Raw genomic sequence first — 24,613 nt, 5'->3', positions numbered from 1 at the left:
AATGGCAGGCGAAAATAACCAAAACAACCAAAATGAAGATCTAAATGATGCGGTAGAACAAACGGACACGAATGACGCGGGTACGCCCTCCCAACAGCAGAATCAACAAAATCAACAAAATACGATTGCGTCGACAATAGCGACGGGTGCTGAAAACACGGATGCGGCCGACGAGGTTAATCAGGCTTTAGAAGACAACCCGAGTGGCGCAGGTAATTCTGAAGGTGCGTCGGCTTCTGGTGCGGCTGTTCAAGACGAGACGCCAGAAAGCGATGGAGATTCAGACGCGGCACAATCCAATGTGGTCGACAGTGTGGCTTCTGACGGGGGAAATGCTGAAGGTGCATCGGGAAGTGGTGGTGGGGATTCTGATGCAGGCGCGCAAGCTGTGGGAGGCGGTGGCGCTGCCGGATCTGAAGGGGGAGTTGATGCAGAAGGCAATCAAGCCCAAGGTCAAGCAGTACAAACTTCTGCAGCATCAAGCTCGTCAACAGATTCTGAAGGGTCACAAGGTGGTGATAATCTAGACTCGGAAACCGCAGAAGAAACGTTTGCAGTCGATGTTCAGGACCAAAGCGGTGAAGCAACGAATCAAGTAGAAGAAGATTTTGATTCTGAAACGACAAGTGAAACTTTCCAAATCAATGTAGAAAGTGAAAATGACGCGCCAGAAGCAGAACAAGATCTAGCTTACATCATGGATGAAGATGGCTCCATAACATTCACTCAAGAACAATTACTCGAATACGCAAGTGATGTAGATGGCGATGAGCTGGTTGCTTCAAACGTTCAAGTCGGCGCAGATGCAACGGTTCAAGACAATGGTGACGGTACATTCACAGTTGTACCTTCCGCTGACTTTAATGGTGAGCTTGACCTTACTTTTGATATTAGTGACGGTCAAGAAACCGTAAGCAGCGCAATTGATTTAACGGTTCGTCCTATTAATGACGCACCTGTACCAGAAGATAAAACCTTTGAAATAGAAGAAGACGGCACGCTTGTTTTCACTGATGCAGACCTACTAACCGGTGCAACGGACATTGAAGGCGACAACCTAACGGTTGAAGGTGTGACCTACGATGGCGGCGACGGTATTTTTACCGACAACGGTAATGGTACTTACACCTTTGCTCCGAATGAAAACTTCAACGGCGATGTAAACTTCGGCTTCGATGTGTCTGACGGTACCGATACGGTGTCTGCGAACATCGATGTGAGTGTAACGGCGGTTGATGATGCGCCAGTATCGGGTGACCTTGCTTACTCAGTGGACGAAGACGGTTCTATCCGTTTGAGCCAAGAACAGCTTTTATCGCAAGCATCAGATGTTGAAGGTGATGACCTGACAGCCAGCAGCCTAACGGTTGATGGCGATGCAACAGTAGTTGCTAACGATGACGGCAGTTTCACCATCACGCCAGATGAAAACTTCAATGGCGACATCGATATCAGCTTCGATATCTCAGATGGTACCAATACGGTTCAAGCATCAGCAGATTTAACAGTTAACCCAGTTAACGACCTACCAGTCCCTCAAGATCAACAGTTCAGCGTTGAAGAAGATGGAACTCTACAATTTACCGATTCAGACCTGCTTACAGGCGCAACCGATATTGAAGGTGATGATTTAACGGTTGAAGGCATCAGTTATGAAGGGACTGATGGCGTACTAACAGACAATGGTGACGGCTCATACAGCTTTGCTCCAAACGAAAACTTCAATGGTGATGTGAGCTTTAGCTTCGATGTGTCAGACGGTACAGATACCGTGTCTGCAAACATTGATGTTAGCGTGACTCCTGAGAACGATCCGCCAGTTGCGGGTTCAACGTCCTACACGGTGAATGAAGACAATTCGATTATCATTTCTGATGCACAACTATTGGCAACATCGTCAGATATTGAAGGTGATGTATCGATAGATAGCGTGACCTATTCTGGTAGTGACGGTGTCCTTGAAATCAATGGTAACGGCACTTACACCTTCTCGCCAAACGAGAACTTCAACGGCGAAATTGCTCTTGATGTCGTGGTTGCCGATGAAGAGGGTGCAACCGATGCCACAACCGCTGGAATTACCGTTCTTGAAGTGAACGATCCGCCAGTTGCAGGCCCAACGTCTTACACCATTGATGAAGACTCAGTACTGACCTTCAATGAGTCTCAAGTGTTGCTTAATGCGTCAGATGTGGAAGGGGATGTCGAGCTTGTCGGTATTAGCTACGACGGCCCAGATGGCATCTTCTCAGTCAATGGTGACGGAACTTGTAGCTTTGCACCAAATGAGAACTTTAATGGCCAAGTTCAACTTGATGTGACCATTCGTGATGAAGACGGTGCAGAAGTTGAAACCGTCATCAATGTTGACGTACTGCCAATCAATGATGCGCCAGTATCCGGTGATTTGGCTTACAACGTTAACGAAGATGGTTCAATCACATTGAGCCAAGATCAGCTGTTGTCTCAAGCGTCCGATGTTGAGGGTGAAGACCTAGCCGCGAGCGACTTAACGGTTGGTGGTGATGCGACGGTTGTAGCTAACGATGACGGAAGTTTCACCATCACACCAGATGCGAACTTCAATGGTGACATTGATATTCAATTCAACATCACTGATGGTACTGACACAGTTCAAGCAACCGCCGATCTTACTGTTAACCCAGTTAATGACTTGCCGGTCCCTCAAGACCAACAATTCAGTATTGCTGAAGACGGTACGCTGCAATTTACAGATGCCGACTTACTTACCGGTGCTACCGATATTGATGGCGACGACTTAACCGTTGAAGGTATTAGCTATACAGGTGGTGATGGCGTACTGACCGACCACGGTGATGGTACTTATACCTTTGCGCCAAATGAAAACTTCAATGGTGATGTGAACTTCAGTTTCGATGTGTCTGATGGCACAGAAACAGTCAGCGCTAACATTGATGTGAGTGTGACTCCTGAGAACGATCCGCCAGTTGCGGGTTCAACCTCATACATGGTCAATGAAGACAATGCCATCACAATTTCTGATGAACAGTTGCTAGCTAACTCTTCGGATATTGAAGGTGCGGTGTCGGTTGATACTGTGACTTACAGTGGCACTGATGGTGTGTTCCAAGATAACGGTGATGGCAGCTATACCTTCCTTCCTAACGAAAACTTCAGCGGTGATATTAGCCTTGATGTGATTGTTGCAGATGAAGAGGGTGCGATTGATGAAACCACTGCGGGCATTACCGTTCTAGAGGTGAATGATCCACCAGTTGCGGGCCCAACGTCATACACCATTGACGAAGATTCGGTACTGACATTCAGCGAATCTCAGATTCTTGTGAATGCTTCGGATGTAGAAGGCGATGTAGAGTTAGTCGGCATTAACTACGATGGTTCAGACGGTATCTTCACTGTAAATGGTGATGGTACATGCAGCTTTGCACCCAATGAAAACTTCAATGGTCAGGTTCAACTGGGTGTGACCATTCAAGATGAAGATGGTGCAACCGTTGAAACACAGATTAACGTTGATGTATTGCCAATCAATGATGCGCCAGTATCGGGCGATTTGGCTTACACCATCAATGAAGACAGCTCCATCACGCTAAGCCAAGAGCAATTGCTAGCACGTGCCGGAGATATTGATAGCGACAACTTAGAAGCTATCAATCTATCGACCGATGAAAACGCGACCATCCAACACAATGATGATGGCAGCTACACCATCACACCGAACGCAGATTACAACGGTGACCTAGATCTGAACTTCGATATCATCGATAACGATGGTGGTTCAGTTCAAGTTGGCCTAGACATTACCGTGAATCCGCTGAATGACTTGCCACAAGCGCAAGATCAACAGTTCTCAATTGAAGAAGACGGCACACTACTCTTCACCGATGCTGACCTACTCGCAGGAGCATCGGATATTGATGGTGATGAACTGTCGATTGAAAACGTGTTCTACACTGGCTCAGACGGCGTTCTGAGTGACAATGGTGACGGCACATATAGCTTTGCACCAAACGAGAACTTCAATGGCGATGTTCAATTCTCATTTGATGTTTCTGATGGCACGGGCTCAACGGCTGCTGTCATCGATGTCAGCGTGACGCCAGAGAACGATCCACCTGTAGCGGGCTCGACAGCTTATACAGTTCAAGAAGATGGTCAAATCACGATCAGTGATGAACAGTTATTAGCGAACTCTTCAGATGTAGAGGGTGATGTTGCTCTATCGAGCGTTACTTACGCTGGTGACGACGGTTCGTTCGTTGATAACGGCAATGGCACCTACACCTTCACGCCAAATGAAAACTTCGACGGAGACATCTCACTAGACGTAGTTGTGGTTGACGAAGACGGTGAAACGGCGACAACGACTGCGGGCATTGATGTCATTGCTGTGAATGACGGCCCTGAAACGTCCGGTATTGAAGCCGAAGTCGACGAAGATAATTCAATCACTATTACTCAAGAACAGCTGCTTGCGAATGCTACTGATGTTGAGGGTGATGAGTTAACGGCTTCTAACCTTCAAACCAACGACCCTGACGCGACAATTGTTGCTAATGACGATGGTTCATTCACCATCACGCACACAGAAAACTTCAATGGCGAGTTGGACTTCACATACAGCATCAGTGATGGTGACAACGAAGTTCTGACCACACTCGACCTAACGGTTAATCCAGTTAATGATGCGCCAGAAGCGGGCGAAGAGATCTTCATCCAAGCGCAAGAAGATCAAACGGTTGGTGTGACGCTGCGTGAAGAACCTGCACTACGTTTAGACCAAGCGCCAGAAAACGGCATCATTGAAGCGAATGTTAATAATGAGTGGGTAGTACTCGAAGTTGGGCAAGAAGTTCCTGCGGATACAGAAGTACGCTTTGTACCAAGTGAAGACGCTTTGGCTGAAGGTACGCATACCACACAAATTGGTACCTTCGACGATAACGCGAGCGTAGACGATTGGGGTACAGAAGTTGACCCTTACACTCGTGAGTTCTCGGATGGCGACCTAACCGTCACGGTTCAAAGTAACGACGATCCGCTTGGTGCGTGGAATGGTAATACGCACATTGGTCACGGTATCGGAGATACTGACCGTCAAGGCTTGAGTGGTGATGAAATACTGACTATCTCGGTTGAAGGTCAAGACATCAATGAAATCAGCTTCCACCTAGATGGTTTGGGTGGCTGGTTCATGGAAGAGTCGCGCCACTTTACTGAAGTCGAAATTCGCGCCTTCAATGAAGACGGTGACATGATTGACTCGATGACTTACCACAAAGAAGACCGTGGTACTTTCGAGACAGACTACACGCTAACCGTTGACCAACCTGTGTCTTACTTTGAACTGGGTACAGTGCAAGGTAATGGTACTTACGTTGTGCAAAACATGACAGTGTCACAAACTTGTCATGATGAAGCCGTGTTCACATCGATTGGTGTAGATGGTTCAGAAATCACCGAAACGGTTGAGTTGAACATCCATGCGGGTGACAACGAAATTGAGCTAACGGCTGATCTTCCTAATATCACTATCGATACGGAAGGTTCTGCTCAATTTGCTTCTGTTGTGATTACAGAAGAACAGTTACTGGCACAAGCATCAGATATCGATGGCGATGATCTTGATATTCAAAATCTTGAGTTGGTGGGTGAAAACTCAGAGCATGCAACCCTGACTGACAACGGCGATGGTACTTGGACGGTGACACCAGATGAAAACTTCTACGGTGAAATTGAGCTGGGTTACCAAGTTTCTGATGGTGAACTGACTGATGACAACATCATTAACATCAACTTTGAGTCGGTGAATGATGCGCCAATCGTTTCTGGTCCAATGGTTCTATCGACAGACGAAGACCAAGGTATTACGTTCAGTGCTGATGATTTACTGGCGAACACCACAGATGTAGAAAGCGATGCGCTGTCTATTTCTGACATCACTTACGGTGGTGATGACGGTGACTTAGTCGACAATGGTGATGGTACATTTACCTTCATGCCGAATGAACACTTCAATGGTGAAATCGACATTGATTACAAGGTGTTTGATGGTACTGATGAAGTTGCAACGCATTTAGACCTAACCGTTGTACCGGTCAATGATGTGCCGGTTCCGGGCGAACCATTGCATACCCAAATGCTTGAAAATGGCTCTATGATCATCGAAGCGAAAGACTTATTGTCTGGTGCGACCGATGTTGATGGCGACATTCTTCATGTTGAAAACCTATTACTTGCAGACCAAACGCAAGGTACGTTAACGGATAACGGTGATAATACCTTTACCTTCGAACCTGCAGAAGACTTCTACGGTGAAGTTAATCTGACTTTTGATATCAGTGATGGCCAAGCAAGCGCACCAAGCACTGCAAGAGTTGACGTTGAAATTGTCAATGAAGGCCCAGAGGTGAGTGGTCCAATTGAAGCCGCTGTTGATGAAGATGGTTCAATCACTATTACTCAAGAGGATCTGTTAGCGAATGCAACCGATGTAGATGGCGATAACCTTGAAGCGGTTAACTTTGCGACCAACGATCCAAATGCTGTGATAGTCGAAAACTCAGACGGTAGTTTCACTATCACACCAAGTGCAGATTTCTTTGGTGAGATTGAATTTACTTACGATGTCACTGACGCAATCGAAACTGTTGCCGCTGACCTCAACTTAACCGTAAATCCAATCAACGATGCGCCAGACGTTCCAGACATGTCTTTCACTACGGAAGATGGTCAAGCGATTACTATTACCGAAGCTGAGTTACTGGCACAGGCGACAGACGTTGAAGGTGATGAACTGTCAGTTGTGAATGTGACGAGCGCAAGCGACATGGTAGAAGTCACAGACAATGGCGATGGAACATACACATTAACACCAGAGCAGGGCTTCTTCGGTAATGTCGACTTAGCGTTTGATGTGAGCGATGGCACTGATGTAGTTGCCGCAAACATCGACCTAAAAGTTGAGTTCGTCAACGATGCGCCAGAAGCGACGCCGATGGTAGCAGATGTCGACGAAGATGGTTCAATCCTCGTTACACAAGAAATGCTGTTGGAGAACGCGAGCGACCAAGATGGCGATCAGCTATTTGCTTCTTCGCTTGAAACCAACGATCCGAATGCAAGCATTGTAGACAATGGTGATGGCACGTACACAGTGACACCTTCTGAAAACTTCAACGGTGATATTGCATTCACTTATGAGGTGAGCGACGGCGAGCTGAGCACGTCTAATGATATGACATTGACCGTTAATTCGGTGAATGACATTCCAATTGTTGCTCCAGGCATGTATCACATTGAAGAGGATGGCAGCATCCTGTTCACTCAAGAAGATCTGTTGAGTGGTGCGATTGATATTGAAGGCGATGACCTCAGTGTTACTAGCATCAATTACTCTGGTGATGAAGGCACAGTCACCGATAACGGCGATGGCACGTTCAGCTTCGTTCCTGAAGAGCACTTTAGTGGCGATCTACAGTTCAGTTTTACAGTTACCGATGGCACAACTGAAGTAGAACAAGACCTCAATGTTCACATTGAAGCGGTCGCAGATGCGCCGGATCTTGTGATTACCGATGGCGATGGCGTTAACGTCGATGACCAAGCGATTTTGGTTGAGCCAGGCGGCATTGTTGAACTGAATATTGCAGCGGCGCTTGTCGACCAGGACTTGTCTGAAACACTTACCGTAACTGTAGATGGTGTGCCAGAAGGTTCGGTTATTCAATACGATAATGAAGGCGTTCTGAATGACCAAGAAAACGGTATCACCAGTTATAACGATACTGAAATCACAGTAACGTTTGAAGGCGAAACCGCGGGATACCAAAACGCAGCGGGTTACTACAAAGTCGATGAAGACGGCAACATCACAGGTGTTGAAGTTGTCTACGAGAATGCATCACAAGTGGGTGGCGGCGGTGACCTTGTCCCTGGGCAAGATCAGTTCAGCTTCCAAGTCGAGGAAGGTGAGAGCTTTAACCTGTTCTTAATTCCAAACGGACATCAGCACAACGACTTTGATGCGATGCAAGACGGTCAGTACGAGTTCCGTGCTGAGGATGGTTCGCCTGCGAACATGGATACGGTTGATCCTCAACTTGTCTTTGTTGCTGCAGATGGAACCGAAACCGTAGTGCAAGGGCAGAACGGTGACGCGATCTTCCATGGTGGTTCAAGCTCTCAGCTAAACCAAGATGGTATCGAACATACTCGTACGACGGTTAATGAAGACGGCGAGCTGGTTTACGGCTTTGAAGATTTGTATGGCGGTGGTGACGCTGACTACACGGACTTCAACTTCACAATCGATGTGGGTGAAGTGAACAGCCAAATCTACAGCGGTGAAGTGACGGTTGGCCCTGATGGTACGGTGAACTTACCAACAACGGCAATCGAAAATGCGCTACAAATCCAGTTACCAGAAGACTTCAACGAGCAGCTTGAAGTTCATGTAACCGCAACCGCAACAGAGCTATCGAATGATGATTCTGAAACGGTCTCTCAAACCATCTACATTAACGCGACAGGCGCCCACATTGAACACGCACCTGAAGCACTTCCTGTTGCTGCAACTGTGGAAGAAGATGGTTCTATCATCATTACGCAAGAAGACTTGTTAGCTAATGCTCGTGATCTCGATGGCGACCAGCTGACCGCTCTGAATTTAGCAACTGATGATGAGAGCGTTACGATTACCGATAACGGTGATGGTACTTACACATTAACGCCAGATGCTGACTTCAACGGTGATGTTAACTTCACATTTGATGTATCGGATGGTGATGATGTTGTCTCTACCAATCTTGAGTTAACCGTTTCACCAGTGAATGATGGTCCAGAAGCGCAAGACCAAGCGTTCACAGTTGGTGAAGACGGTGTGTTAACGTTCAATGACCAAGACCTATTAACGGGTGCAACGGACATTGAAGGGGACGACCTAAGTGTTGAAGGTGTGACTTACACTGGCGCAGACGGTGTTCTCACAGATAACGGCGATGGCACATATAGTTTTGCGCCAAACGAAAACTTCAATGGCGATGTGAACTTCTCGTTCAATGTATCAGATGGTACCGATACGGTAACTGCTAACATTGATGTCAGCGTGACGCCAGAGAATGATCCTCCAGTGGCGGGTAGCACGTCTTACACCGTTCATGAAGACAACTCCATTACGATCAGTAACGAACAGCTATTAGCGAACTCTTCGGATATTGAAGGGGAGGTGGCAATTGATAGCGTCACCTACAGTGGCAGTGATGGTGTGTTGGAAATCAACGGCAACGGTACTTATACCTTCTCTCCAAACGAAAACTTTAACGGCGAAATTAGCCTAGATGTTGTCGTGACGGATGAAGATGGCGCGACCGAAGAAACAACTGCGGGTATTACTGTCCTTGAGGTGAACGATCCGCCAGTTGCTGGGCCAACGTCATACACCATCGATGAAGATTCAGTACTGACTTTCAATGAGTCTCAAGTTCTGTTGAACGCTTCTGATATTGAAGGTGATGTTGAGCTTGTTGAGATTAACTACGATGGCCCAGACGGAATCTTCTCAATCAATGGTGACGGCACATGTAGCTTTGCACCGAATGAAAACTTCAACGGCCAAGTACAGTTAGATGTGACCATTCAAGATGAAGACGGCGCTCAAGTTGATACTCATATTACGGTTGATGTCTTACCAATCAATGATGTTCCAGTATCAGGAGACTTGGCATACAGCGTTGAGGAAGACGGTTCGATTACCTTGAGCCAAGAGCAACTTCTATCTCAAGCGAATGATGTAGACGGTGATGACTTAACCGCTTCCAACCTAATGGTTGATGGTGATGCGACGGTTACCGCTAACGATGACGGTAGCTTTACCATCACACCAGATGCGAACTTCAACGGTGATATTGACCTAACGTTCGACATCAACGACGGGGTAGACACACTTGTTGCTACCGCTGACTTAACTGTTAACCCGGTTAATGACTTACCACAACCACAAGATCAAGCCTTCAGTATTGGTGAAGATGGCGTCTTGAACTTCACTGATGAAGACCTGCTAACAGGTGCGACAGACATCGATGGGGATGACCTATCGGTTGAAGGTGTGACTTACACTGGCGCCGACGGTGTTCTTACTGACAATGGCGACGGAAGCTACAGCTTTGCGCCAAACGAGAACTTCAATGGTGATGTGAACTTCAGTTTTGATGTATCAGATGGTACCGATACGGTTCAAGCCAATATTGATGTGAGCGTGACACCAGAGAACGATCCACCTGTTGCTGGTAGCACGTCTTACACCGTTCATGAAGACAACTCAATTACCATCAGCGATGAGCAGCTTCTAGCTAACTCTTCGGATATTGAAGGTGATGTTGCCGTTGATAGTGTGACTTACTCTGGCACAGACGGTGTCTTTGAAGACAACGGCGATGGTACTTACACCTTCTTACCAAACGAAAACTTCAATGGAGAAGTGAGCCTAGATGTTGTCGTAGCGGACGAAGATGGCGCGACTGAAGCGACAACTGCAGGTATTACAGTACTTGAGGTCAACGATCCGCCAATCGCAGGTGTAACAAGTTACTCTGTGAATGAAGATGAGGTGATTACCATCAGTTCTGAGCAACTGTTGGCGAATGCTTCTGATATCGAAGGTGAAGTGGCGATTGATAGCGTTAACTACACAGGCTCCGACGGTATCTTTACCGACAATGGTGACGGCACATTCAGCTTCGCACCAAACGCGAACTTCGACGGTGATGTCAGCCTTGATGTTGTCGTTACTGATGAAGATGGTGCAACTGTAGCGACCAACGCAAGCATTGATGTTCTGCCTGTTAACGATGCTCCGGTATCGGGCGACTTGGCGTACAGCGTGGACGAAGATGGTTCAATTACCTTGAGCCAAGAGCAGTTACTTGCTCAAGCGGGTGACGTTGATGGCGACGACCTATCAGCAGCTAACCTAACCGTTGACGGCAATGCGACCGTTACTGCGAATGACGATGGTAGCTTCACTATCACGCCAGATGCTGACTTCAATGGCGACATTGATTTGAACTTCGACATTACCGATGGTGATGCAACGATTCAAGCAACGGCTGACCTAACGGTTAACCCAATCAACGACTTACCAACCGTCGGCGAGCCACAATTTGTGACTCAAGAAGACACCAGCTTTACCTTCACAGAAGAGCAACTGCTGCAAAATGCAGGCGATATTGATGGCGATAACTTATCGGTTGAAAATGTCGCTTCTGACAGTGGTTCACTGGTTGATAACGGCGACGGTACTTACACATTTGCTCCGAATGAAAACTTCGATGGCAATGTGAATGTGACCTTCGACGTGAATGACGGTACTGCGACAGTGCCAGCAGAAGCGACGATTGATGTTCAATCTGTGGTTGATATGCCAGAGCTGTCGATTGCGTCTGACTTGGTGATTGCTTCAGACAACTTCGAGTCTGGCTCGAACGGCTGGAATACGGGCACTGAAAGCTCACAAGGCTTCGAATCAGGTGACATGCTAGGTCGTATTGGTGGCACTGGTGGCGATGAAGCAGTCAGCAAAACTTACGACATTCCAAGTGATGTGAGCGAAGTGAATATCTCGTTCAGTTTCTACGAAATTGATTCTTGGGATGGTGAGTCATTCCAAATCTTTGTCGGTGGCGAAGAGCTTACTTCGTTAGACAACTCGGCGTTCCAAACTCAAGATGGCACGACAACGTTGTACGATTCCGCTGGCAATGAAGTGGGTGAAGTTGTTCACGGCGTGTCGCAAGGTGAAGGCTTCAGTGGTTGGAATGACCAAGCGCACCAAATCAACCTAACGGTACCAGTTGAAGATGGCCAACTTGAGTTAGGCTTCGGTTCAACCTTGAACCAAGGTGTGAGTGATGAGTCGTTTGGCATCGATAACATTGAAATCACAGTGTCTGATGCGGATTACCAAATTATTGGTACCGAAGATACGCCAGTACCACTGGATATTGATGCGGCGTTAACCGATACCGATGGTTCAGAAAATCTCGCTATCTTGATTGAAGATGTACCAGAGGGAAGTTCGCTTTCTGCAGGTACCGACAACGGTGATGGCACATGGTCTCTACAGCCAGAAGAGCTTGCAGGGCTAGAGTTTATCCCTTCAGGTGATTTCAATGGTGATGTGGTACTAACGGTCAATGCGACATCAACGGATGTTGATACAGGAACAACCGCAACGGCAACACAAGATGTGACGATTCACATCTCGCCAGCGAATGATGCTCCAGAAGTTGATGGTGACATCAGTGCCGTTACGGCCGAAGACAACAGCATCACGCTAACTCAAGAGCAGTTGCTAGAGCACGCTGTCGACATTGATGGTGATGACCTATCAGCAATCAACCTAACCACTAATGATGAAAATGCGACCGTTGAAATGAACGACGATGGCAGCTTCACCATTACTCCGAGTGAAAACTTCAACGGTAATATCGAATTTAGTTACGATGTCACCGATGGGGAAGAGATGGTCGCTGCTGGCCTAGACTTGACGGTAACACCAGTCAATGACGCGCCAGAGCCACAAGACCAAGCATTCACTATTGGTGAAGATGGGGTTCTTAACTTCACGGACATTGACTTGTTAACTGGCGCAACCGATGTTGAAGGAGACGACCTAACAGTAGAAGGTGTGACTTACACGGGTGCGGACGGTGTTCTTACTGACAATGGCGACGGCAGCTACAGCTTTTCACCAAACCAGAACTTCAATGGCGATGTGAATTTCAGTTTTGATGTGTCAGATGGCACGGACACGGTTCAAGCCAATATTGATGTGAGCGTAACGCCGGAGAACGACCCTCCAGTGGCGGGTAGTACGTCTTACACGGTTCATGAAGACAACTCGATTACTATCAGTAACGAACAGCTATTAGCTAACTCTTCAGATATTGAAGGTGAAGTGGCGATTGATAGTGTGGCTTACACCGGTGCCGATGGTGTATTTGAAGACAACGGTAACGGTACGTATACCTTCTCGCCAAACGAAAACTTCAATGGCGAAGTGAGTCTAGACGTTGTTGTGACCGATGAAGATGGTGCAACCGAACCAACGACAGCTGGAATTACTGTACTTGAGGTGAACGATCCGCCAATCGCAGGCTCAACCAGTTACTCAGTCAACGAAGATGAAGTTATCACCATCAGTGCAGAGCAACTGTTGGCGAACGCTTCTGATATTGAAGGTGAAGTGGCGATTGATAGCGTTACTTACACAGGCGCTGACGGCATCTTTACTGACAACGGTAACGGTACATTCAGCTTTGCACCGAACGCAAACTTCGACGGTGATGTTAGCCTCGATGTAGTGGTGACAGATGAAGACGGTGCGACAGTAGCCACCAGCGCAAGTATTGATGTTCTTCCAATTAACGATCCACCGGTGTCGGGTGACTTGGCGTACAGCATTGATGAAGATGGTTCGATTACTCTGACTCAAGAGCAGTTGCTATCTCAAGCATCTGATGTGGATGGCGATGACCTAACCGCAAGCAACTTAAGTGCAGGCGATAATGCAACCGTTGTTGATAATGGCGATGGCACCTTTACGGTAACGCCAGATGCGAACTTCAATGGCGATATCGACCTAAGCTTTGATATTTCGGACGGCACCGAGTCGATTGTGGCGAACGCCGATCTGACCGTAAACCCAGTCAACGACTTGCCAACAACATCTGATGTTTATGCGAACGTTGATGAAGATAATGTCATCACTATCACGCAGGAGCAGCTACTTGCGAATGCCGCTGATATTGAGGGTGATGACCTTGTCGCTTCCGACTTAACCTTGGTCGGTGACGATGCAACGATTGTCGACAATGGCGATGGCACGTTCTCAATCACTCCAAGCGAAAACTTCAATGGCTACATTGATGTTGCCTACAGCATCAGCGATGGCGATACACCAATTGCCGCTAACTTAGGCTTGACCGTTGACCCAGTGAACGACGCGCCAATTGTTTCTGCTGATGTGGCGATAACCATTGAAGAAGACGGTTCATACACCATTACTCAAGAAGAGCTCCTACAATTCGCGACTGACATCGAAGACGATGACATGACCGCAATTATCGGAGAGCAAGGCGATGAAACGACCGTTACCGGTACTGTGTTGGATGCTGAAACTGGTAATCCAATCGCAGGTGCGGATGTTACGCTAACCGACAACGCGGGTCATTCTTACACAGCGGTGACGGATCAATCCGGTAACTACTCTGTGAGCGGTCCTGTTGTTGACCAAGGTACCGTCACTATTGAACAAGAAGGCTCTATTACCAGCAGCTTCCTGGTTCCAGCAGGCGAAGATACCAACGGTGGCGTAACCGCTATATCCGAAGTCCTTGAAGAAACAGATATGCGTATCGTGGTCACATGGGGCGACAGTCCACGTGATATGGACAACCACCTATGGCTCTACGATACAGAGAATGGCAATGAGCTAGACCATATTTACTATCGCGACATGAGCCATGATCTTGGTGAAGGTAACGTTGTTCAACAAGATGTAGATGACACAAATGGTGGCGGCCCTGAAACCATCACCATTCCAAACTACCAAGATGCGGACATGCACTATTCAGTACACAACTACACCAGCAGAAGTTGGGATGTAGATGGTGTTGAAGATGTACAAGTTCAGGTGTTTGTAGGCGATACATTGGTTGAAACCTTTAGCCCTGATTTATCTGAAAGCCCATCGGGTGACCACTGGCATGTATTCGATATCGTGAACGGCGTTATTGTTCCAAGCCAAGATGTAGGCACTCAAAATGCATTCGACTTGCCAACGGCAGAAGAAGCGCTCGCGAATGAAAACGGCATTGATATCTCTGAATTGCTAACTGGCGATGAAGGTGATGACTCTGGTGATACGGGTGGAAACGAACCAAGTGTTGGAGACGTCTCAATTGAGAACGCGCTTATCACTGACAATGGTGATGGAACTTACACCATTACACCAGAAGAGAACTTCAACGGTGAATTCTCCATTAGCTACAACGTGGACGATGGTAACGGTGGTGTTACTCCAGCGGAACTAGACGTGACCGTAACAGCAGTCAACGATCTTTCTGTGATTTACGATCATGGCTACACCATTAATGAAGATGGATCGCTGACCTTTACCGATGAACAGTTATTAGCTGGTGCAACGGATATTGACGGCGATGACCTTTCTGTTGAGTCGGTTAACTACGAAGGCACAGACGGTGTGTTCTCGGATAACGGCGATGGTACTTACACCTTTGCTCCAAACGAGAACTTCAATGGTAATGTCGACCTAACTTACGATGTGAGTGATGGTACTGATGTTGTATCGGCGAACATTGATGTTCAAGTGGTTCCAATCAATGACGTACCGGTAGCGGGTTCTACAACTTACAGTGTTGAAGAAGACGGCAGTATCACCCTAAGCGATGCACAACTTCTGGCTAATAGCTCGGATGTTGAAGGGGAAGTGTTTGTCAGCGATGTTAGCTACAGCGGCACAGATGGTGTGTTCACGGATAATGGTGATGGCACTTACACCTTCTCACCAAACGAAAACTTTAACGGCGACATCAGCCTTGATGTGTCTGTTATGGATGAGGATGGCGCAACGGCTGAAACAACGGCAGGCATCGACGTTATTGCTGTCAATGACCTACCGGTTGCAGGTTCAACGACCTACAGCGTTGATGAAGATAACGTGATTACTATTTCTGATGCGCAGCTTCTTGCGAACAGCTCAGATATCGAAGGCGATGTATCTGTTAGCGACGTTTCCTACTCGGGTGCGGACGGTATCTTCACTGACAATGGTGATGGCACTTACAGCTTCGCACCAAATGAAAACTTCAACGGCAATGTTAGCCTAGATGTAACTGTTGCAGATGAAGACGGTGCAACTGCTCAAACTACCGCGGGTATTGACGTTATCGCAGTCAACGACGCTCCAGTATCTGGCGACTTGGCTTACTCAGTGGATGAAGATGGTTCAATCACCTTAAGCCAAGAGCAATTGCTGGCTCAAGCGTCTGATGTTGATGGCGATGATCTTACCGCTGCAAACCTAACGGCAGGTGATAACGCAACAGTAACGGCAAACGATGATGGTTCATTTACCATCACACCAGATGCTGACTTCAATGGCGACATTGACCTAAGCTTCGAACTGTCTGACGGTACTGAAACGGTTGTCGCAACGGCAGACCTTACTGTTAACCCAGTGAATGATGTCGCGGTTGTTGAAGATGTGGCTTACACCATTGAAGAAGACGGTTCATTAACCTTCACAGATGAGCAACTGCTGGCGGGTGCTTCTGATATAGATGGAGATGAGCTTTCAGTTGCTGATGTGTCTTACACCGGCGCAGAGGGTGTGTTCACTGACAATGGTGATGGTACTTACACCTTCGCTCCAAATGAAAACTTCAATGGCGAAGTAAGTCTGGACTTCTCAGTATCTGACGGTACAGAGACGGTTGATGCAAACATCGACGTAACGGTAACAGACGTTAACGATGCACCAGTAGCGGGCGCAACGTCTTACCAAATGAACGAAGATGGCACCATTACACTGAGCCCTGAGCAGTTGATTGCGAATAGCTCAGATGTGGACGGTGAAGTATCACTCGATAGTGTTAGCTATTCAGGTGCAGACGGTATCTTGGTTCAAAATGAAGATGGTTCAGTCACCTTCGCTCCAAATGAAAACTTTAACGGCGACATCAGTCTTGATGTGACGGTTATTGATGACGATGGCGCAACGGCTGAAACTACCGCTGGTATTGAAGTGATTGCAGTTAACGACGCACCAGTGGCTGGAAACGTGGCTTACTCGGTTGATGAAGATGGTTCAATTACGTTATCTCAAGAGCAGTTGCTGGCTAACGCATCCGATGTTGATGGTGATGCACTGACCGCAAGCAACCTATCTGCAGGCGATAATGCGACTGTAACAGCGAACGATGATGGTTCATTTACTATCACTCCTGATGCTGACTTCAACGGCGGCATAGACCTAAGCTTCGATGTGTCAGATGGCATTGAAACTGTTCAAGCAGGCGTCGACTTAACGGTTAACCCTGTTAATGACTTACCAACAGCTGCTGACCAAAGCTTCACCGTTGAGGAAGATGGAACGCTAACCTTCACGGATGCAGACTTACTAGCAGGCGCTGCAGACATCGACGGAGATGACCTGTCTATTACGGATGTGTCTTACACGGGCGCTGAAGGTGTGTTCACTGATAACGGTGATGGCACTTACAGCTTTGCTCCAAACGAGAACTTCAATGGCGATGTAAACCTTGGCTTCACAGTGTCTGATGGCACTGAGACAGTCGATGCCAATATTGATGTGACGGTAACGGATGTGAATGATGCACCAGTGGCGGGTTCGACGTCTTACCAGATGAACGAAGATGGCACGATTACTATTAGCCCTGAGCAGTTGATTGCGAACAGCTCAGACGTTGATGGTGAAGTGTCGCTTGAAAGCGTGACTTACACTGGCTCTGACGGCGCATTGGTTCAAAATGATGATGGTTCGGTGACCTTCACGCCAAGCGAGAACTTTAATGGTGATATCAGCCTAGATGTGGTTGTGACCGACGATGACGGTGCAACTGCAACAACAACGGCAGGTATCGAAGTTCTGGCTGTGAACGATGGACCAGAATCTGAGGAAGTGGAACTAACCACAGCCGAAGACAGCACCATTCTTATCACACAAGACATGTTGTTAGCTCAAGCTACCGACATCGATAACACCGCAGACGAGCTGTCAGCTTCTGGTCTACAAATCGACCCTAGCTTAGGTGAGTTGCTAGATAACGAAGATGGTACTTGGTCATTTACGCCAAACGAAAATTTCAATGGCGATGTGCCAATGACGTTTAACGTTAGCGATGGTCAAGAGACGATCTCCGTTGACGGCAACATTGATGTCACGCCAGTGAATGATGCACCTGAAGCGCCAATGATTCAAATGCAAGGCGAAGAAGATGTGGTCATGGTGATTGACCCAGCTTACATCGCGGATCAAGTTACAGACCTTGATGGCGATGAGATCAGCATTGAAAGCATCACAGTTCGAGCTCCAGCGAATGCGACCTTAACTCAGCAACCAGACGGCATGTATCACTTAGTGACTACTCAAGACTTTAATGGCTTAGTAGAACTGGGTTATCAAGCGACTGACGGTGAAGAAGTGGTTGATGGCTCGCTGAATGTGGATGTCATTCCGGTTAACGACGCACCATTCAATGTCGGCAACGCAATGATGACCACAGACGAAGATGGCGCGTTCACTTTCGATGCTGGCGACTTGATGAACTTGTTCGGTGACATTGATACCGCTGACCTTGTTGTTTCTCGCATTATCACCGCAGACGGTGAAGATGGCGGAGAAGTAACAGACAACGGTGATGGTACTTGGACATTCACACCAACAGGCGACTTTGCAGGTGTTTCTGACCTACAAGTTGTCGTGAGTGACGGTGAGTTTGAAACCGTTCTCGATGTTCCTGTGTACGTACGTCCTGTCGCAGATGGCGCGGTTATTTCAACTGACCATGACGGTCCATTAGTCTTCGGCGAAGATGAAACGGGTCACTTGGGACTGAACGTTGGCCTAGTCGATGACTCAGAGACACTGAGTAACTTGGTGATGACAGGTTTCCCTGTTGGATTCGAGGTAACAGATGGTGTGAATACCGTGATGATCACCGAGCCGGGTCAATACATCGACCTGTTCGATTGGGAAATCTCAAACATTCAAATGACGCCTCCTGAAGACTTCCATGGTGAGTTCTTCGTAACGGTTAGCGCAACAACGGTTGATTACGGAGATGAGCCGGAAGCGTTTGAAGATGGCATCGATTCTGGTGATTTCGAAACCGTAGCGGGTGATTCCATCATCCTAACGGCGGACGACCTAATCGGTTTGGCTGAGAATGTGGATGCTGACAGCGATGATGAAGTGAAACTGGTTCATCTTGCCGACCGCAGCCAAGGTGAGATTGTCGATAATGGCGATGGCACTTGGACGTTCACACCAGCACCAGGCTTTACGGGCGAAGCAGACATTGCATACGTAGTTGATAAAGATGGCGTGCTTCATGATGAGCAAACTGGCGTAGTCGTGAAAGAAGGCGACTCGCAAGACAATGCAGCACCAGAAGTTAACAGTATCACAACGACGGAAATCGCAGCGGATGCCACTTTATCGTTCACTGATGAAGACATGTTAGCGAACCTGAGCGATGCAGAAGGCGATAGCTTGAGCATTGAATCAGTAAGCTTGATGGAAGGTCAGGGCGTAATAGAGAGCGATAACCAAGGTAACTATCAATTCACTCCTGCTGAAGACTACACCGGCGATGTTCAAGTTGGGTTTATAGCGACCGATGGCGAAAATCGCATCGAAAGCTTCTTCAATGTGGATATCCAAGGCGGAGATGAAGCAGCGGCGAGTGAAGGTTATGCCTTAGCTGATGATGGTTCACTAACTATCACGGATGCACAGCTGGTGGATGAGTTGGGCGTGAGTGATTCTGCACAAGTTGTTGATGTTGCAGACGCGAACGATGCTGGCTTCTTTGCCGAATCAGGTGAAGGTGAGTGGACTTACTGGCCGAACGAAGACTTCGATGGCAACTTAGCGATGAATGTTGAAGTTAACGACGGCGGTGAAGTATCAAGTCATAGCTTAAGCATTCAAGTTGAAGATGATTCAGTACAAAGTGATGAACCACAAGTCCAAGCTGCTCAAGCAACAGAAGAGCAACAAGTGGAAGTGGCTCAACAAGCTGATGACCAAGCTCAAGATGCTGAAACTGAAGACAGTACAGCAGATGTAACCGCGGCACCGGGTGATACCATCTCTATCTCGATTCCAGATGAGGTAAGTGGTAACGAATCGGTTGATTACGCTGATATGTCTGGCTTACCTGAGGGCGCTACTGTGAGCAACGCACTGGATAACGGTGATGGTAGCTTCACAATCAGTGGCAACCTAGAGCAGCCTGTATCCGTTGAACTTCCAGAAGGTTATGAAGGTACTAGCGAGATCCAATTCCAAGGTTACGACGAATTGGGTAGTTCAATAGACGGTGCTAGCGGTTCTGTTGAGGTTGAGGTCGATGATCAATACACCATGCAAGGTTCTACCCAAGAGCAGCAACCAGACATGGCGGGTATGGAATCTGGAGGCAGCGACTGGACAAGTTCAGGTGGTCAAGATCAAGGTGTTGACTTCACGGACGACTCTGGAAGCTTCGATTCAGATTCTCAAACTGGAACAGATCAAGGCAACGACTTCGACCAAAGCTCGATTTAATCGAGAAGGCTTAGTTTTAGTCTGAACCGACATTTAGTCTAAACCAACAAGTAGATAGGGCAGCGTAAAGTTGCCCTCATTAAAGCCATGTAGGGTTATTGATACATGGCTTTTTTATTGCTTGTTCTTCTAAATAATATTGTTTGTTTCGCTAAATAAACTTGAGAACAGATAAAAATGTCCTTAATTATTAGAAGAGTTAGTTAGAAAGGAGGGACGACATGTATCGTTATGTCAGTTCACCGCAAGCGTCGAAGTACATCGTGCCACCACCTCAACATCGAGAGTTGTCTAGTGTGGACGTGCCTGAGTCTGAATTAGAGATGCGAGAAATATTGAATAATTGGTTTGCTGATGGTTTAGCGCCCATTATTGAAAGTGAAGATGACTACATCTCTGCGAGCGATCACGTTCGATTTGAAAAGCTCAGCGGCACCGTTGGGATGCTGTTGAGAAACAAAGATTATTATTTTGCGGCCAAACGGATTTTATCTGTGTGGGAACAAGATTGCCTTGAAACCACTTACATCAATTATCTCATTTTACGCAGTGAGCGAGTCACTTCTCTAAGGTAAGTTAATGCTGTTGCCATTAGCCATTAGCCATTAACGACTTACGGTTCGTGTTCTTACGATCTTTTTGTTTTTCTAGCGAATCAGGTAAACAAAACAGGCAAACAAAAAGGGCAAGCTTTGAGGCTCACCCTTAAGGTTATTTCTTTTACTTACGTTGCTGTTTCGGCTTAACGTTATTTTCACCCACTTCTAAGCAGGGTTATGGCTTACACCCAACCATCAAATTTGAGTCGTTTTTGAATTCTCTCGACTGCTTCTTTCTGCATTTGTCTAACACGCTCATTAGAAACATTTACATCTTGCATTTGTCCCACCTCAGACAGTGTTTTCACCTTGTTATCAAAGAATCCAAAACGGTGAATGAGAACCTTCTGTAATTTGGGTGGCAGTGTGTTTATGATTTGCTCTAGAGCTTGGGTAAAAGACTGATCTTCACAATCTTTTTGCGGGTCAGGGATATACTCACTTTCACACTGTTCAAGTACTATCGGTGCGTGGCTGATACCAACCGTTGTTGTCACGTCAATAAACCCGCTAAGCGCCACGAGTTGGTCGACACGTTTTGCCTTAACGCCAGAGCTGTCTGACAACTCTGAAATAGAAATCTCTTTACTCATTTTTTTACTTACATCGAGCTTCTTGGACGCGAGGCTGTTTATTTCTTTGCATACGTGGGCGGGCAATCGGACAGTACGACCTTTGTTCATCAATGCTGCTTCAATATTCTCTCGAATCCACCATACGGCGTAAGTCGAAAAGCGATAACCGGGTTCGGGGTCGTATTTATCGATTGCTTTGATTAAGCCGATGTTACCTTCCTCGATCAGGTCGAGCAGCGTGAAGTTGTTGCCTTTACGTTTTAGGTAACTTTTTGCGACTTTTACAACAAGTCGCAGGTTTGATTCGATCATGATGTCACGTGCTTGCTTGTCACCCGCGCGATTCAATTTTGCGTAATACACCTCATCTTCACGCGACAGCAGATCAATCCCCACAATATCCTTTAGATAGTGAGCATAAGGTTCTGCAGTGGTAGAAAATGATTCTTTAATGGGTGTGTCATCCGTGAACCCCTGAAACGCAGCAAAACTGTCATTGTTCATTTCCTTGTCCTTTTTTAGCCGACTGAACGTTTTATTTTTTTATTTTATTATTATGCCACCAAGTGATTAACGCTTGGTTTCATTAGAGTGTAGATAACAGTTTCTTCTTTACCAATAAATAAAATGCAATTTCGTATACTTACGTCACAAAAAGATCTACAAGTATTTAACCATTTTACATCTCATCGAACGTGTCGGTTTTTCATAGGAAACATGAACATGCATAGCTTATAAAGTATGTGTTATGCATTGGCGTATGTAGATAAACCGAGTGAATTTATAGGAGCGGGCGGCTATATAATTGATAGGGAAAATGAGGAGAACGTGGCAAGAGTCGAGGTTCCATGTTGCCAAAGTACCTCAGCTCTTTAACCTGTTCAGCTGACATTGTTTGCTGCGTAAAACTAGAAAACCGATTAGTGAAGACAAAAAGTTATTACTGAAGACTAAAAGCTGTTACGGAATACTAAAAGCTCAGTGAATTGACTAATAAGTGCTGAGCACCTCATCGATTTGTTTGTTGATGATCTTCATTTCGCTGTAGATAACAGAAAGATCATCATCTTGAGGTGCAAGCTTATTAAGTGTGTTTTGCTCGACTCTTTCTAAGGCCACGGTGGCGGTTTCTTCGCCGAAGCTGGCTAATATGCCTTTTAATGTGTGCACGGTAAAATGAAGCTTGCCCCAATCCTGTTGCTGTACCAGTTCTTGTATCTCTTCTAATGAATTGCCATGGTCTTCTTGATACACAGACAACACAGCGAAAATCACTTCTTTGTCATTATCTAAGTAGGCATTTAGGGCATCAAAATCTAGCATATAGACTCCTGTCGGCTGTATGTTGAAAATGGGCTGGGCGGCTTAGTAGAAAAACCAGATCTTAATGAATCACTGAGCCATTGGCTCCATCTTGGTGGAAGCTCTAGCTGCGCGAGCTGTTTCAAGTATTCGTGTATAAGGTTTTCTTCTATATGAGCTTTATGGACGGCATATATATAGTCAAGTTTCGCCGCAATTGAATATGGGTAATTGTGAATGTAGTCCTTTAGTTCTTGGATGGAATCGGAATTTTCGATATTTACACAAGTAGAAGGGTCTACATCTTTTGATTCGAGTTGATGGTTTATTGTCTCACCTCGAGCTTTTAAGCACTCTGCAACTAAGTGGTACAGGGAGTACTCGCCAAAGTAAGTCAGAAGAGGCAGCAATTGAAGCAATAAGTGAGTGGGTTGGTTGTAAAAGTTATTTGCTAACAGTGTCGAGGCTCGAATCACTTTCTTGTGAGCAACTTGAGGGCTGTTCTCAATGAGTAAAATATTACTTTGAAATAGGGCAAGGCTGGCCAGAACTTGTTGCTGTTGTTTTACCGGAAGTTTGAGATTTACCAACTCTGTGAATTGATTAGCATGTTCCAGCAGAATACGTTTGTACTTTAATTGTGTCTCACGTTGGTAGGTCGCCTTTAGTGAACTGAAGTGAGCGCCAATGGAATGAATAATATCAATGTCGGCAGACGATATATGCGTCGCGTACATCTCACCAAGCTTGATAAGCATCAGGGTGTTGTCGACGTTTTCTGCCAAGTCGATTGCTCTTATCGCACGGTGACTGATGCTAGGCGTCATTTCAAACGCTCTTATGGCCAGTTTAAGCGCGGGCAGTAACATATTATGTTTTTCATAAATGCAGCTTAAACAATCAATAACGTTTAATGACAACGGCTGAGCAATCAGGTAATTGTGGAGCTTTTCTATTGCTAGGTTCGGTTTCCCCAAGCTGTCTAGAATTAATGCCTCTGCGACTAATTTGGTCGGGTGCATTTTCGTGTTCGAGTTGTTGATTGTGCTTGAAAGCAAATCCCATTCTTTGCCTCCAATTAAGTGTTCAATCAACGTCGCTTCAAACTGAACGCTATTGCCATTGGGGGAGATCGCTAACGCTTGTGTCAATCGTTCCAGATTAGTGATCGGATATAAATCATTCAGTTGGGTGAGTTTCTTCGAAACGGACACAGCACTTTGAATCTTCTTGCCTAAAGATTGAGTATTGATCGGTTTAGAAACAAAGTGATGTGCTTCGCCGGAAAGGGCAGTCAATACGGTTTCCTGACGCATATCCCCAGAAACAAGAATCGTGGCGACTGTATGATCGATGAGCCTGTTTCGATAGAGGATCCCCAAAAGCTCAAACCCCGTGAAGGATTGCTCTAAGTGGTAGTCAATGAGGAGTACATGAAATGAGTGCGTCTCGACCGCCTTGATGGCTTGTCGATAATCGGTCGCAATAAAGATGCAATCATGTGAAATGCCCATGCTCGAGAGTTGCTGCTTAATAAGTATTGTTGCGCTCTTAGAGTCGTCGACAATCAAAACCCGCAGGTCTGTTGGTAAGGTCAAATCCATTTTCCTCAATACCAAATGTTATGTTTAATTTAGGTGTCAGGTTGCACATTGTCAAGGTGCCTATATCACATACAAACACTCAATAAACTATTGGTAATTAAAGAGTATTCGATAACATTTATGAAAGCCTTAAAACGCAGGTTACGTTTACCTTAT

At 46.4% G+C, this 24,613-nt stretch carries 5 protein-coding genes; 2 read left to right on the top strand and 3 right to left on the bottom strand.

The window, feature by feature from the left end; genetic code table 11:
- Position 1: 1 nt before the first annotated feature.
- Together AC3CID_RS20180 and AC3CID_RS20175 are read left to right on the top strand one after the other, a co-directional pair.
- Complete coding sequence (locus tag AC3CID_RS20180) at positions 2–20,377, top strand: tandem-95 repeat protein (protein ID WP_488527315.1); 20,376 nt, start codon at positions 2–4, stop codon at positions 20,375–20,377.
- A gap of 221 nt (positions 20,378–20,598) precedes the next feature.
- A complete protein-coding gene (locus AC3CID_RS20175; protein ID WP_017079131.1) occupies positions 20,599–20,952 on the top strand; it encodes a hypothetical protein in 354 nt (117 codons plus the stop codon).
- Positions 20,953–21,158: 206 nt separating this feature from the next.
- On the opposite strand, the gene AC3CID_RS20170 is transcribed toward AC3CID_RS20175, so the two are convergent.
- The 3 genes from AC3CID_RS20170 to AC3CID_RS20160 all read right to left on the bottom strand — a co-directional run bounded on the left by AC3CID_RS20170 (position 21,159) and on the right by AC3CID_RS20160 (position 24,457).
- The gene (locus AC3CID_RS20170) at positions 21,159–22,055 is read right to left on the bottom strand and encodes a sigma-70 family RNA polymerase sigma factor (protein WP_488527314.1); all 897 of its coding nucleotides are present in this window, start codon (positions 22,053–22,055) and stop codon (positions 21,159–21,161) included.
- Between the two features lie 486 nt (positions 22,056–22,541).
- Positions 22,542–22,874, bottom strand: coding sequence for an Hpt domain-containing protein (locus AC3CID_RS20165; protein ID WP_017079133.1), 333 nt, complete (start codon positions 22,872–22,874; stop codon positions 22,542–22,544).
- The gene (locus tag AC3CID_RS20160) at positions 22,868–24,457 is read right to left on the bottom strand and encodes a response regulator (RefSeq protein WP_488527313.1); all 1,590 of its coding nucleotides are present in this window, start codon (positions 24,455–24,457) and stop codon (positions 22,868–22,870) included. Before AC3CID_RS20160 ends, AC3CID_RS20165 begins: the two co-directional genes overlap by 7 nt.
- Between the last annotated feature and the right edge of the window lie 156 nt (positions 24,458–24,613).

It is taken from the genome of Vibrio sp. QJM3NY_21 (assembly GCF_057785975.1).
Note: the sequence above shows the minus strand (reverse complement) of the source record. Positions and strands in the feature narration are given on the sequence as shown.